The organism is Pseudomonas sp. TE24901, from assembly GCF_054058375.1.
In genome coordinates this window covers 175,322-189,268 of the sequence record NZ_JBSSAF010000013.1, presented here as the reverse complement: position 1 = coordinate 189,268, position 13,947 = coordinate 175,322, and the positions used below count along the sequence as shown (strand labels likewise).

Annotated in this window: 15 protein-coding genes; 12 read left to right on the top strand and 3 right to left on the bottom strand. The window is 60.8% G+C overall.

The features are described 5' to 3' along the window. The 9 genes from ACVWVP_RS24455 to ACVWVP_RS24415 all read left to right on the top strand — a co-directional run. Positions 1-323: hypothetical protein (locus ACVWVP_RS24455; protein WP_457408497.1), on the top strand; the 323-nt coding region annotated here is incomplete at its 5' end. Beyond that, positions 249-1,344, top strand: a protein-coding gene (gene prfB / locus ACVWVP_RS24450; RefSeq protein ID WP_098465888.1) for a peptide chain release factor 2 whose coding sequence is annotated in 2 segments (ribosomal slippage) — positions 249-320 and positions 322-1,344 — 1,095 coding nt in all. Because the reading frame shifts where the segments join, the coding sequence is not laid out codon by codon here. The genes ACVWVP_RS24455 and prfB, both read left to right, overlap by 75 nt. Before the next feature lie 78 nt (positions 1,345-1,422). After that, positions 1,423-2,925 (top strand): lysine--tRNA ligase, encoded by a 1,503-nt coding sequence (gene lysS / locus ACVWVP_RS24445; protein ID WP_008431110.1) that lies wholly within the window; start codon positions 1,423-1,425, stop codon positions 2,923-2,925. 106 nt (positions 2,926-3,031) lie between these two features. After that, the gene (locus ACVWVP_RS24440) at positions 3,032-3,748 is read left to right on the top strand and encodes a TetR/AcrR family transcriptional regulator (protein ID WP_176999365.1); all 717 of its coding nucleotides are present in this window, start codon (positions 3,032-3,034) and stop codon (positions 3,746-3,748) included. Positions 3,749-3,895: 147 nt separating this feature from the next. Next, complete coding sequence (locus ACVWVP_RS24435) at positions 3,896-4,444, top strand: hypothetical protein (RefSeq protein WP_178919087.1); 549 nt, start codon at positions 3,896-3,898, stop codon at positions 4,442-4,444. Positions 4,445-4,465: 21 nt separating this feature from the next. Further along, complete coding sequence (locus ACVWVP_RS24430) at positions 4,466-5,743, top strand: flavohemoglobin expression-modulating QEGLA motif protein (RefSeq protein WP_178919085.1); 1,278 nt, start codon at positions 4,466-4,468, stop codon at positions 5,741-5,743. 144 nt (positions 5,744-5,887) lie between these two features. Further along, complete coding sequence (locus ACVWVP_RS24425; RefSeq protein WP_457408492.1) at positions 5,888-6,793, top strand: alpha/beta hydrolase; 906 nt, start codon at positions 5,888-5,890, stop codon at positions 6,791-6,793. Beyond that, positions 6,790-7,116: a hypothetical protein gene (locus ACVWVP_RS24420; RefSeq protein WP_178919081.1), complete on the top strand. Its 327-nt coding sequence runs from the start codon at positions 6,790-6,792 to the stop codon at positions 7,114-7,116. Before ACVWVP_RS24425 ends, ACVWVP_RS24420 begins: the two co-directional genes overlap by 4 nt. Positions 7,117-7,200: 84 nt before the next feature. Continuing rightward, positions 7,201-7,386: a hypothetical protein gene (locus tag ACVWVP_RS24415; protein ID WP_178919079.1), complete on the top strand. Its 186-nt coding sequence runs from the start codon at positions 7,201-7,203 to the stop codon at positions 7,384-7,386. A gap of 48 nt (positions 7,387-7,434) precedes the next feature. On the opposite strand, the gene ACVWVP_RS24410 is transcribed toward ACVWVP_RS24415, so the two are convergent. The 3 genes from ACVWVP_RS24410 to ACVWVP_RS24400 form a co-directional block, all read right to left on the bottom strand. Then, positions 7,435-8,220, bottom strand: a complete 786-nt coding sequence (locus ACVWVP_RS24410; protein ID WP_178919077.1) for an OmpA family protein — start codon at positions 8,218-8,220, stop codon at positions 7,435-7,437. A 55-nt stretch (positions 8,221-8,275) separates the two neighbouring features. Continuing rightward, a complete protein-coding gene (locus ACVWVP_RS24405; RefSeq protein WP_178919075.1) occupies positions 8,276-8,686 on the bottom strand; it encodes a DUF4398 domain-containing protein in 411 nt (136 codons plus the stop codon). A gap of 298 nt (positions 8,687-8,984) precedes the next feature. Beyond that, positions 8,985-9,329 (bottom strand): pilin assembly protein, encoded by a 345-nt coding sequence (locus tag ACVWVP_RS24400; protein ID WP_176999373.1) that lies wholly within the window; start codon positions 9,327-9,329, stop codon positions 8,985-8,987. 185 nt (positions 9,330-9,514) lie between these two features. On the opposite strand from ACVWVP_RS24400, the gene ppc reads away from it, so the two are divergent. The 3 genes from ppc (at position 9,515) to tsaB (ending at position 13,845) form a co-directional block, all read left to right on the top strand. After that, the gene (gene ppc / locus ACVWVP_RS24395; RefSeq protein WP_457408487.1) at positions 9,515-12,142 is read left to right on the top strand and encodes a phosphoenolpyruvate carboxylase; all 2,628 of its coding nucleotides are present in this window, start codon (positions 9,515-9,517) and stop codon (positions 12,140-12,142) included. A gap of 278 nt (positions 12,143-12,420) precedes the next feature. Continuing rightward, positions 12,421-13,068 (top strand): adenylate kinase, encoded by a 648-nt coding sequence (adk, locus tag ACVWVP_RS24390; protein WP_010212617.1) that lies wholly within the window; start codon positions 12,421-12,423, stop codon positions 13,066-13,068. 90 nt (positions 13,069-13,158) lie between these two features. Beyond that, positions 13,159-13,845: a tRNA (adenosine(37)-N6)-threonylcarbamoyltransferase complex dimerization subunit type 1 TsaB gene (gene tsaB / locus ACVWVP_RS24385; protein WP_457408485.1), complete on the top strand. Its 687-nt coding sequence runs from the start codon at positions 13,159-13,161 to the stop codon at positions 13,843-13,845. Positions 13,846-13,947 lie beyond the last annotated feature (102 nt).

Sequence of the window (13,947 nt, the reverse complement as noted above, 5' to 3'; positions counted from 1 at the left end):
TGTCGGATTACGGGCACACCGAGCGTGAGCGAGGTGCCGAGTGTTGGGGCAAGAGCCCTTTGGTTACTTTGGGGCTCTTTTCCAAAGTGACCCGCCGTAAGGGCGGAACCAATACCCGCCATCACCCAAGTAACGGATATGTACACCACCAACCCCCCCAACCCTTTTCGCCCAGCGGACTGCCGCTCCCCCCCATTTCCCGTTATACTCGCCGGCTTTCAAAAGTTCGCCAACGAGTGCTGCCCGCCATGGAAATCAACCCGATCCTTAACACCATCAAGGACCTGTCCGAGCGCTCCGAAACTATTCGGGGGTATCTTTGACTACGATCAAAAGCATGAGCGTCTGACCGAAGTCAATCGCGAGCTTGAAGATCCGAGCGTCTGGAACAAACCTGAATACGCCCAGGAATTGGGCCGCGAGCGCGCTGCGCTGGCGCAGATTGTCGACACCCTCGACGAACTGAACACCGGTCTGGCCGATTGCCGTGACCTGCTGGACATGGCCGTCGAAGAAAACGACGAAGGCGCAGTGGGCGATGTCGTCGCCGAGCTGGCCCGTCTCGAGGAAAACCTCGCCAAGCTTGAATTTCGCCGCATGTTCAGCCATGAAATGGACCCGAACAACGCTTACCTGGATATCCAGGCCGGCTCCGGTGGCACCGAGGCCCAGGACTGGGCCAACATCCTGCTGCGCATGTACCTGCGCTGGGCGGACAAACGCGGTTTCGACGCGACCATCATGGAACTGTCGGCCGGTGAAGTCGCCGGTATCAAGGGCGCGACCGTGCACATCAAGGGCGAATACGCCTTTGGCTGGTTGCGGACCGAGATCGGCGTGCACCGTCTGGTGCGCAAGAGCCCGTTCGACTCCGGCAACCGTCGCCACACGTCGTTCTCCGCTGTGTTCGTCTCGCCAGAGATCGACGACAAGGTGGAAATCGAGATCAACCCGGCTGATCTGCGGATCGACACCTACCGTTCCTCCGGTGCCGGTGGTCAGCACGTAAACACCACCGACTCGGCCGTACGTATCACCCACGTACCGACCAACACCGTGGTCAGCTGCCAGAACGAACGTTCCCAGCACGCCAACAAGGACACCGCCATGAAAATGCTGCGGGCCAAGTTGTACGAGCAGGAAATGCAGAAACGCAACGCCGCGTCGCAAGCGCTGGAAGACACCAAGTCGGACATCGGCTGGGGTCACCAGATCCGCTCCTATGTGCTCGATGCGTCGCGGATCAAGGATCTGCGCACTAACATCGAACGCAGCGACTGCGACAAGGTGCTCGACGGCGACATCGACGAATACCTGGAAGCCAGCCTGAAATCAGGCCTGTAACACCCCTGTAGGAGCCGGCTTGCCGGCGATCCCCGGCCGCAGGCCGGGGGCAACGAACCTGATGGAAAATCTAAAGACATGAGCGACCAACAACTCGACCCGCAAGCCCTGCAACAGGAAGAAAACTCCCTGATCGCCCTGCGCAAGGAAAAGCTTGCTGCCGAGCGCGCCAAGGGCAATGCCTTCCCCAACGACTTCCGCCGCGAAAACTACTGCGATGCCTTGCAGAAACAGTACGCGGACAAGACCAAGGAAGAGCTGGCAGAGGCTGCGATCCCGGTCAAGGTGGCAGGTCGCATCATGCTCAACCGTGGCTCGTTCATGGTGATCCAGGACATGACCGGTCGCATCCAGGTCTACGTCAACCGCAAGACGCTGTCCGAAGAAACCCTGGCCTCGGTGAAAACCTGGGACATGGGCGACATCATCGCGGCCGAAGGCACCCTGGCCCGCTCCGGCAAGGGCGACCTGTACGTTGAAATGACCAGCGTGCGCCTGCTGACCAAGTCTTTGCGCCCACTGCCGGACAAGCACCATGGCCTGACCGACACCGAGCAGCGCTACCGCCAGCGCTACGTTGACCTGATCGTCAACGAAGAAGTGCGCCAGACCTTCCGCGTACGTTCGCAAGTAATCGCCCACATCCGCAGCTTCCTGATGAAGCGTGACTTCCTGGAAGTGGAAACCCCGATGCTGCAAACCATCCCCGGTGGTGCCGCAGCCAAGCCGTTCGAAACCCACCACAATGCGCTGGACATGGAAATGTTCCTGCGTATCGCGCCAGAGCTGTATCTGAAGCGCCTGGTGGTTGGCGGCTTCGAAAAAGTGTTCGAGATCAACCGCAACTTCCGTAACGAAGGCGTTTCCACTCGTCACAACCCCGAATTCACCATGTTGGAGTTCTACCAGGCCTACGCCGACTACGAAGACAACATGGACCTGACCGAAGAACTGTTCCGCGAGCTGGCACAGCTGGTCCTGGGCAGCACCGACGTGCCGTACGGCGACAAGGTGTTCCACTTCGGCGAACCGTTCGTGCGCCTGTCGGTGTTCGACTCGATCCTCAAGTACAACCCTGAGCTGACCGCCGACGACCTCAACGACATCGACAAGGCCCGTGCCATTGCCAAGAAAGCCGGCGCCAAGGTGCTGGGCTTCGAAGGCCTGGGCAAGCTGCAGGTGATGATTTTCGAAGAACTGGTGGAGCACAAGCTGGAACAGCCGCACTTCATTACCCAGTACCCGTTCGAAGTGTCGCCGCTGGCCCGTCGCAACGACGACAACCCGAACGTCACCGACCGTTTCGAGCTGTTCATCGGCGGCCGCGAAATCGCCAACGCCTACTCCGAGCTTAACGACGCAGAAGACCAGGCCGAGCGCTTCATGGCCCAGGTGGCCGACAAGGATGCTGGCGACGACGAAGCCATGCACTACGACGCCGACTTCGTGCGTGCCCTGGAATACGGCATGCCGCCAACGGCCGGTGAAGGTATCGGCATCGACCGCCTGGTGATGCTGTTGACCAACTCGCCGTCGATCCGCGACGTGATCTTGTTCCCGCACATGCGGCCACAAGCGTAACCGTAGCGAAATCCGAAGCCGCCTTTTATAAGGCGGCTTTTTTATGTGGCGTTAATAAGCGTCAAGCGAACAGCGCCAGGTTTTGATCTATTCAAGGATGTGTGTCGTGAACCGCGTAATGGCTCAAGAAGGCGCCGCCGGCATTGCGGCTGCCGTGGCTGAAAGTGTCCAGTACCAGGGCCGCAAGGCCAGTCGCCGGGGCAGCGAGCAACGCAGGCAAGACATTCTCGATGCGGCCATGCGCATCGTGGTCCGCGAAGGCGTGCGTGCGGTACGTCACCGGGCGGTGGCGGCGGAGGCGGGGGTGCCGTTGTCGGCCACGACCTACTATTTCAAGGACATCGACGACCTGCTCACCGATACCTTCGCCCAGTACGTCGAACGCAGCGCCGCCTTCATGGGCAAGCTGTGGGTGCGCAACGAAGGGCTGCTGCGTGAGATGGTCGCCTACGGTGATGGCAGCCCGCAGTCACGCTCGCAACTGGCCGATGACATTGCGCGCCTGACCGCCGACTACGTGATGCGCCAACTGACCAACCGCCGCGAACACCTGATGGCTGAACTGGCTTTTCGCCAGGAAGCCCTGCTGAACCCGCGCCTGGCGGAGCTGGTGCGCTCCCACCAACAAATCCTGCTGCAGGGCACTGGGCAGTTTTTCCAGGTATTGGGCTCCCGAGAGCCGCAACAGGATGCCAAAGTGTTGACGGCGATAATCAGTCGGATGGAATATCAGGGCCTGCTGGGCGGCGCAGAGCCTCTGACCGGTGAAGAGATGCTTGAGATCCTCAAGCGTTACATGCATTTGGTGTTGGCCTCGGTCTAGACGAAGACGGGATTTGCTTTGTGTGGGAGCGGGCTTGCTCGCGAATGCGCAGTGTCAGTCGATACATGTTTGGCTGAACCACTGCTTTCGCGAGCAAGCCCGCTCCCACATAAAGCGGTTCACCCTATACCACCCGTGGAGTACTTGATGAAAACCTGGCGCGTCGCGGTAATCGCCTTATCGTTCCTGCTACTGAGCGGTTGCCTGGTGACCTTCAAGGACCCGCTGCCGGCCCACGAAGCCGCGCCGTCCGGGCTGATCGGCCAATGGGCCAGCAAAAACGCCTGGGGCGAACCGCTCAACCTGCACATTACCGCCGCCGGTGATCACCGTTACAAAGCCGTGAGCTACCCTACAGGCAAACCGGGCCAGCGCGATGAGTACCTGTTTACCGTGTCGCGCCACGGCAGCCGCTGGTATTTGTCGGCAGCGTTGCCGGCAAAACTCGGTGGGCATTACATCCTGGCCGGTTTCGAATTCGACGAAAAACACGAATTAGTGGTCTACAACCTGGACCTGGAGCAGATCCACCAGGCTATCGGCCAGAAGGCCTTGCATGGCGCCACCGTGGACACCGTCGAAGGTGCCGGTGTCGTGGTCGACAGCCCCATGGACCAGGTGTTTGCCTACCTGGATGACCCGGCCAATGCCGATGTGTTCGTTGAAGCCGTGCGCTACCAGCGCTCGGGCAAATAACGTTTAAAGAGGAAGCAACGGGTGGACGATTACCAGCAGACGATACGCACCTTGTCTGATCGCATTGTGCTGGCGCAAACACCGATTCGCGTCCTCGACGCCGTGAAGTGGGACGAGAACATTCGCCAGGGTTTCCTCAAGGCCAAGGGCAAGGCCATGCCTGCCGTAGACCGTGATTACTACCTGAACCGGCCGCTGTCGTTCGATTCCAGCGCGGTAAAGCTGGAGTTCCAGAACATCGAGCGCGACATCACCCGTCGCCTCGGCCAGTTCAGCCCGGTAGGGCAGATCATGCGCCGCATGTGCAAGGAATATCGCATGGTGGTGCGCATGCTCGAAGCGCGCGGCACCGAGGACTTCGGGCTGATTTCCCAGGAGCTGTACGGCGCCGCGTCCGATGCGTTTCACGCCGGCGACCCGACGCTGGCCGACCTGGGCCTGATGCTCTCCGACTACCTCAACAACATCGACGGCCGCGGCGACTTGAAGGATGAGGCCAAGACCCTCACCGCCAAGGACGCCGTCAGCTTGTTGCAAACCCGCCTGAACAAGGTGTTCGGCGAAGCCGAAGAGACCATCCGCGTGTTCGAGTCCGACGGTATCGTCGCCGACGCCGCGGCGGGTGCCGACTACATCAAGATTCGCGCCGACGCGATGTTCAATGACCGCGATGTGCGCGCCCTGGAAGTGCATGAAGGCCTGGTGCACGTCGGCACCACCCTCAACGGCCAGAACCAGCCGATCTGCACCTTCCTGTCCAAGGGCCCGCCGTCGTCCACCGTGACCCAGGAAGGCCTGGCGATCCTGATGGAGATCATCACGTTCGCCTCCTACCCGAGTCGCCTGCGCAAACTCACCAACCGCACCCGCGCCATCCATATGGTGGAGGAGGGCGCCGACTTCCTGCAGGTGTTCGAATTCTTCCGCGAGCAAGGTTTTGAAATGGCCGAAAGCTACGGCAACGCCAGTCGCGTCTTCCGTGGCTCGGTGCCGACCGGTCTGCCGTTTACCAAGGATTTGTCCTACCTCAAGGGCTTTATCATGGTCTACAACTACATCCAGCTGGCCGTGCGCAAAGGCAAGCTGGAGCAAGTGCCGCTGCTGTTCTGCGGCAAGACCACTTTGGAAGACATGCGCACCCTGCGCCAATTGGTGGATGAAGGCCTGGTGGTGCCGCCTAAGTACCTGCCGGAACAATTCCGCGACATGAATGCACTGGCGGCCTGGATGTGTTTCTCCAACTTCCTCAACCACTTGAGCCTGGACCGGATCGAGGCGGACTACTCCAATATCCTCTGACGTCACCCCATCACCCTGTAGGCGCCGGATTGCCGGCGATAGCGGTGCATCAGCCACCCGTGTTTTAGCTGAAAAAAACGCCATCGTCGGCAAGCCGGCGCCTACAGGTGACCTTCTGCGCTCTCAATTACGAGGTTTCAACGGATGAGAATCCTCGGCATTCTATGCCTGCTACTTACTTTGAACGGCTGCAGCTCCCTGCTGTTCTACCCCGAACCTGGCCTGCCGTTCACGCCGGAAAAAGCCCACTTGGCCTACCGCGACGTCACTGTGGTCACCGCCGACGGCGTGAAGCTGCACGCCTGGTGGCTACCGGCCAAGCCCGGCGTGCCGCTCAAGGGCACGGTGCTGCACCTGCATGGCAACGGCGGCAACCTGGCCTGGCACTTGGGGGGGAGCTGGTGGTTGCCGGAGCAGGGCTATCAGGTGCTGCTGCTGGACTATCGTGGTTATGGCCTGTCCGAAGGCAAGCCGTCATTGCCAGCGATCTACCAGGACATCGATGCGGCGTTCAACTGGCTCGACAAGGCGCCTGAAACCCAAGGCCAGCCGGTGATCGTACTGGGCCAGAGTCTGGGCGGTGCGCTGGCGGTGCATTACCTGGCGGCCCACCCCGAACGTCAGCCCCGGCTAAAAGCCTTGGTACTGGACGGCGTGCCGGCCAGTTATCGTGACGTAGGACAATTCGCCCTCAGCACCTCGTGGTTAACATGGCCTTTCCAGGTGCCCTTGTCCTGGCTGGTGCCGGACGCCGACAGTGCGATCAACGCCATGCCGCAGCTGACCGGTGTGCCGAAGTTGCTGTTCCACAGCCTGGATGATCCGATCGTGCCGCTGTCCAACGGCATCCGCCTGTACCAGGCCGCGCCACCACCCAGGGTGCTGCAACTGACCCGTGGCGGGCATGTGCAGACCTTTGCCGACAAGACCTGGCAAATCGTGATGCTGCGTTATCTGGACGACCCACAGCACTTCAACGGCCTGCGCCGCCTGGGCGAGATTCCGAATTACCCCCTTCCTAACATTGATTCATCAGAGAGCCCGCAATGAGCGAAGAACGCAATATGATCCCGCTGATCCTCACCGGTATTGGCACCATCATCGGCACAGTTGGTTGCCTGTGGTACTACGGTTACCTGCACTTCGCCAAGCCGGAAGACGCGTTGCTGCTCAGCGACTTCACCCTGCTCAAGACCATCCCCGGCGAGGACTACAAGATTTCCCTGACCCCGGCCGCACAAGTGGCGCAGTGCGTCGATGGCGTGCTGGTGATGTTCGACACCGAGCAAAAAGGCCTCAGCGGCGTGCTGGTGAACAACAAGAAGCAAGCGGTGCGTTGCATGGGCCAGGAGACGCCACAGCTGGAGCAATAACGCCGATTTTGGAAATATCTGGAACCGTATTGCGCAAGACGCCACAGATCCCCTGGTAACTTTTGCAGAACGGGGGAAGGGACGGTGGCGATAACCATTGGCGCGATACGCAACATGCTGGATATGGCCAGGGGGCAGGAGGCGCTGGAGCGTGAGGATGCACAAGCCGATGCGCTCAGTGAGCTGTTGGAGAAACTCTCGGACAATGCCTATGGCGTGAAGGCAATCGAACTGCCGGACGAGGCGGACGTTCCCATCACCTTTGGCTAGTCAAAAAAAACCCACCATAAGGTGGGTTTTTTGTAGCGCCGGGACGACTCAGTAAGCGACGGAAGACCGTGGCTTGACCGGCTGGTTGTCGTTGGAAATGGTCACTTCCACACGGCGGTTCATGGCGCGGCCCGATACGCTGCCGTTGTCGGCAACCGGGTATTCCTTGCCATAACCCTGGGTCACGATGCGCGAGATATCCACACCTTGTTGCGCCAGTGCACGTTGCACGGAAGCCGCGCGACGCTCCGACAGGCTCTGGTTGTACGCATCGGAACCGGTGCTGTCGGTGTAGCCTTCGACGATCACTTTACGGTCCGGGTTGTCGCGCAGGAACTGCGCCAGCTTGGTGATGTTCACCAGGCCGCTGGACTTGAGGTCGGACTTGTTGGTGGCAAACAGCACGTCACCAAAGGTCACCAGCGTACCGCGATCGGTCTGCTTGGCATTCAAGCTGTCTTGCAGTTGCTTGATCTGCGCGTCACGGGCTTGCAGCAGGGCGCGGGCACGTTCGTCACCGGCGTTTTTCAACTTGGCTTCGGATTCGCGCAGCACGATGGTGTCTTTGGCCACTTCAACGCGCTGGTTGGTCAGGTAGGCCAGTTGGTCGACTTTCTTCTGGTCTTCGTTGTCGCGGTAGGCTTTGTCAGCCTTGTCCAGCCATTCGCTGGCGTCCTTGGTTTCCAGCGCCGCGAGCTTGGTGGCCTGCGGGTTGGTCTGCAGGGACGAGAAGTTGGTCCGTGCGTTTTCCAGGTTCGCGTTCGGCGGGGTGGAGCACGCCGCCAGGGCAACGCTCATCGCCAGCAGGGCAGGGATCATCAATTGTTTACGCATAGTCGTGTCGTCCTTTCAATTCGATATCGGGTGCAATGCAATCAGGGGCGGCGGCTTATTGCTGCGGGATAACAGCCGGGCGCATGCCTTCCTGACGCAGCTCCTGAACAGCTTTCTGGGAGTCCTTCACAGCCTGTTCGGCCTTGGCGGCCTGGGACTTGCGTTCGGCGACGCGAGCGTCCCATTCGGCTTGTTCGGCCAGGCGACGGGCTTCGTCATAGTTCTTGTCGTGCATGGCGATTTCGGCTTGTTTGAGCTTGTCCTGGGCCGACTTCATTTCCACGGCGGCGTATTCGGTACCGCCGGCGCTGACGGCGCTGTTGACCGCCGATTGGGTGACCGCGTATTGCTCGGTCGGCGGGTTACCGGCGCAGCCCGCCAGAACGAAGCTGGTGCCGATTGCCAGCGCGGCCAATTTGAGCCCGCGCAGGTGGTTAAACGAGGATTTGGCAGTGCTGGTCTTCATCGTCTTCAACTCCATTGGATAACTCCTGAAAAACATCAACATCCATCTCAGGTGGTCAGCGGCCGAGGGCCCGGCAGTGATGCGCGTGGCGCCTTTCAAACGGCTGTTCCAAGTGATGGCTTACTCGGTGTGACCGAAGGCTTTTTTGAATAGTTCAGAGAAGATGGCGATTAGCCTAAAAAAATATCTGACTGTTTGGTCAGCGTATAAAAGTTGGAACTTTCAAGTCGCGCAGCGGTACACCGAGCCTCTGTGAGGCCCGGAATACGCGGGTCAGGTGGGATTCAGCGGATGTTTATCAGTGCTTCTTCTCGTCAGCACTGGCTGACAAATCATGTAGATAGCGCCGTGACAAGGTGAGAAAGCGCGGCGTAGGGCCGACGTCTTCGTACAGCGGATCGCCCTCTTCATCGGTGGCAATCACCTGTTGCCCCTTGATGTAGGGAAAGCTCGCTTCCAGCTCTTCCAGGGCGGCGCCGATCAGTTCCCCGAGCAACTCTTCAGTGCGGCGCTTGGGGTACATCTCGGCAATGGCCGCCAGGCGTGCGGCAGATTCCACGTCCAGGTGGATCGCGTATTCAGTCTTGGTCAGGCGACCCTTGGCATTCTCTTCCCACTGTTGGGCCAATTCTCGAATTTTCATGGCAACCTCAGTAAAGCCCGCGATAGCAGGCGGTGATGAGTGACCCGCCGCCCGCGTGGATAAACACAGGCGACGTAGTGTTGAGACTAGCTGCAACCCACAAGGTTTAAAGTCTTGTCATAAATGGATGCTGGCGGCACTCTGGAAACCCTGCGCGTCCCGGATTTCTGGCTGGAGATTGGCTGATGAGTGATATCGATGCACGCTTGCGTGAGGATGTTCACCTGCTGGGTGAGCTGTTGGGCAACACCATTCGAGAGCAGTACGGCGATGAGTTTCTCGACAAGATCGAGCAGATTCGCAAAGGCGCCAAGGCCGACCGTCATGGTGCTGGCGATGAATTGAGCGCCAGCCTCAACCAGTTGCAGGAAGACGAACTGCTGCCCGTGGCGCGGGCGTTCAACCAGTTCCTCAACCTGGCCAATATTGCCGAGCAGTACCAATTGATCCACCGGCGCGATGAGTCGCAACCGGCACCGTTTGAGTCCCGCGTGTTGCCCGAGTTGCTGGCGCGCTTGCAGAGCGAAGGCCACAGTAACGAATCCCTGGCCCGCCAGTTGGCGCGGCTGGACATCGAGCTGGTGCTCACCGCTCACCCCACCGAAGTTGCTCGCCGTACCCTGATCCAGAAATACGATGCGATCGCCGCGCAACTGGCGCTGCAGGACCATCGCGACCTCACCACGGCCGAGCGTAAGCAGATCCGCGAGCGCTTGCAGCGGCTGATTGCCGAAGCCTGGCACACCGAAGAAATCCGCCGCATTCGGCCCACCCCGGTGGACGAGGCCAAGTGGGGCTTTGCGGTGATCGAGCATTCGCTGTGGCACGCCATCCCCAACTACCTGCGCAAGGCCGACCAGGCGCTGCACGCCGCGACGGGCCTGCGTTTGCCGTTGGAGGCGGCGCCGATCCGCTTTGCCTCGTGGATGGGCGGCGACCGTGATGGCAACCCGAATGTCACCGCGCCTGTCACCCGCGAGGTGTTGTTGCTGGCGCGCTGGATGGCTGCCGATCTGTACCTGCGTGATGTCGATCACCTGGCCTCGGAGTTGTCGATGCGCCAGGCCAGCCCGGCCCTGCAAGCCAAGGTCGGTGACAGCGTCGAGCCTTACCGCGCGCTGCTCAAGCAGCTGCGTGAACGCCTGCGTGCCACCCGGCAATGGGCGCACACGGCGTTGACCTCCAACACCGTGGCGCCGGCTGATGTGCTGCAAAACAACCGTGACCTGTTGGACCCGCTGGAGCTGGTCTACCAATCGCTGCATGAGTGCGGCATGGGCGTGATCGCCGACGGCCCGTTGCTCGATTGCCTGCGCCGCGCGGTGACGTTTGGCCTGTTCCTGGTGCGCCTGGATGTGCGCCAGGATTCCAGCCGTCATTGCGCGGCCATGACCGAAATCACCGACTACCTGGGCCTGGGCCGCTATGAAGACTGGGATGAGGAGGCGCGTATCAGCTTCCTCACCCAGGAGCTGGCCAATCGTCGGCCGTTGCTGCCGGGCTACTTCAAACCGTCGGCAGACACGGCTGAAGTCTTGAACACCTGTAAGGAAATTGCCGCTGCACCGGCCGCTTCGCTGGGGTCGTACGTCATCTCCATGGCGGGGGCGGCGTCGGACGTATTGGCGGTGCAACTGCTGCTTAAAGAGTCGGGGGTGCAACGGCCGATGCGCGTGGTGCCGTTGTTCGAAACCCTGGCCGACCTGGATAACGCCGGGCCGGTGATGGAGCGGCTGCTGCAATTGCCGGGTTACCGCGCACGCTTGCAAGGCCCGCAGGAAGTGATGATCGGCTATTCCGACTCGGCCAAGGACGCTGGCACCACCGCAGCGGCCTGGGCGCAGTACCGCGCGCAGGAGCGCCTGGTGGACATCTGCCGTGAGCAACAGGTGGAGCTGTTGTTGTTCCACGGCCGCGGTGGCACCGTTGGCCGTGGCGGCGGCCCGGCCCATGCGGCGATCCTGTCGCAGCCACCGGGTTCGGTCGCGGGGCGTTTCCGCACCACCGAGCAGGGCGAGATGATCCGCTTCAAGTTCGGCCTGCCGGACATTGCCGAGCAGAACCTCAACCTGTACCTGGCGGCGGTGTTGGAAGCCACCTTGCTGCCACCGCCTCCTCCGGAGCCGGCCTGGCGCCATTTGATGGATGAATTGGCGGCAGATGGGGTCAGTGCCTACCGCGCCGTGGTGCGGGAAAATCCGCAGTTCGTCGAGTACTTCCGCCAATCCACCCCTGAGCAGGAACTGGGGCGCTTGCCGCTGGGCAGCCGCCCCGCCAAGCGGCGTGCCGGGGGGATTGAAAGCCTGCGTGCGATTCCGTGGATCTTCGGCTGGACCCAGACCCGCCTGATGCTGCCGGCCTGGCTGGGCTGGGAGGCGGCGCTGAGCAAGGCGCTGGAGCGCGGCGAAGGCGAGTTGCTGGAGCAGATGCGTGAGCGTTGGCCGTTCTTCCGTACCCGCATCGACATGCTGGAAATGGTGCTGGCCAAGGCCGACGCCGACATCGCTCAGCTTTATGACGAACGTTTGGTGCAACCAGACTTGCTGCCGTTGGGTGCGCACTTACGCGACCTATTGTCGCAGGCGTGCAGCGTGGTGCTTGGCCTGACTGGCCAGTCGCAACTGCTGGCCCATAGCCCAGACACCCTGGAGTTCATCCGCCTGCGCAACACCTACCTCGACCCCTTGCACCTGCTGCAGGCCGAGTTGCTGGCGCGGTCACGTCAAAAGGAAGCGGCGCAGGACAGCCCTCTGGAACAGGCGCTGCTGGTGTCTGTGGCCGGTATTGCCGCCGGTTTACGCAACACCGGTTGAGGTTTCTTGCGTGTTCTCAATAGCTTGCAGATGAAGCATACAGGCCGTCCCGATAGGGGCGGCCTGCGTTTGCAGGTCGGGGTTGCACCCAGGCGCACCCTGCCTGTGGCGTATGCCCGACGAGGGTTCCTGCGACTTTTGGCGGCTTGTATGGTGAGGGCCCGCTGTGTATCTTGATCAGCCTTTGGCCGTTTGATCGGCCTGGACCCATTTCTACGAGATTGGCCCCATGCGGCGAATCCGAGCGTCATCTCTATAAAAAATTGAGGAGCACATCGATGCGCGTCATTCTGCTGGGAGCTCCCGGGGCCGGTAAAGGTACTCAGGCAAAGTTCATCACTGAAAAATTCGGCATTCCACAAATCTCCACGGGCGACATGCTGCGCGCTGCCGTCAAGGCCGGCACCGAGCTGGGTCTGATCGCCAAGAGCGTGATGGACAGCGGTGGCCTGGTCTCCGATGACTTGATCATCAACCTGGTCAAGGAACGCATCAGCCAGGAAGACTGCAAGAACGGTTTCCTGTTCGACGGTTTCCCACGCACCATTCCCCAGGCTGAAGCCCTGGTGAAGGCCGGCGTCGAGCTGGACGCTGTGGTTGAAATCGCCGTTGAAGACGAAGAAATCGTCCAGCGCATTGCCGGTCGCCGTGTTCACGAAGCCTCGGGCCGCGTGTACCACACCGTCTACAACCCGCCAAAGGTTGAAGGCAAGGATGACGTCACTGGCGAAGACCTGGTGCAGCGTAAAGACGACACTGAAGAAACCGTGCGTCATCGTCTGTCGGTCTACCATTCCCAGACCAAGCCGCTGGTGGATTTCTACCAGAAGCTGTCTGCAGCCCAGGGCAAGCCGAAGTACAGCCACATCCCTGGCGTTGGCTCGGTAGAAGCCATCACCGCCAAGGTGCTGCAAGCGTTGAGCTGATCCTTCGGTCGGCTTCACAGACAACGGCCCGCTTGCGGGCCGTTGTTGTTTATACTGGCGCACTTTTTTTCGACCTGGACACCCGCACCGATGAGCACCCTGTTGGCCCTGGATACCGCGACTGAAGCTTGCTCCGTTGCCCTGCTGCACGACGGCAAGGTCACGAGCCACTACGAGGTGATCCCGCGCCTGCACGCGCAGAAGCTGTTGCCGATGATCAAACAACTGCTGGAAGACGCCGGCACCACCCTGTCAGCCGTGGACGCCATCGCCTTTGGCCGTGGCCCGGGCGCGTTCACCGGTGTGCGCATTGCCATCGGTGTGGTGCAGGGCCTGGCGTTTGCGCTGGAGCGTCCGGTGTTGCCGGTGTCCAACCTGGCGGTGTTGGCACAGCGCGCTTTGCGTGAACACGGCGCCAAGCAAGTGGCAGCGGCAATCGATGCGCGCATGGACGAAGTCTATTGGGGCTGCTACCGCGAAACGGCGGGGGAGATGCGCCTGGTAGGCGAGGAGGCTGTGCAGGCGCCCGAGGCGTCGACACTGCCGCAGGATGCCAGCGGTGACTGGTTCGGTGCTGGCACCGGTTGGGGGTATGGCGAGCGCATCGGTGTTAAAACGGTTGGCCAGGACGCCACGATGCTGCCCCACGCTGAAGACTTGCTGGCCCTGGCGCGCTTTGCGTTCGAACGCGGCGAAGCCATCCCGGCCGACCAGGCGGCACCGGTTTACCTGCGCGATAAAGTGGCGCAGACCAAGGCCGAACGCGGGATTATTTGACGCCAAAAATGCTGGCATTTTGGTGTGAATTTCACCAATCGTCAGAATTTGCCCGCGCTTTTAAACCTTTTTCAAATTATGTGTTCTAGTTATCACCAGAGC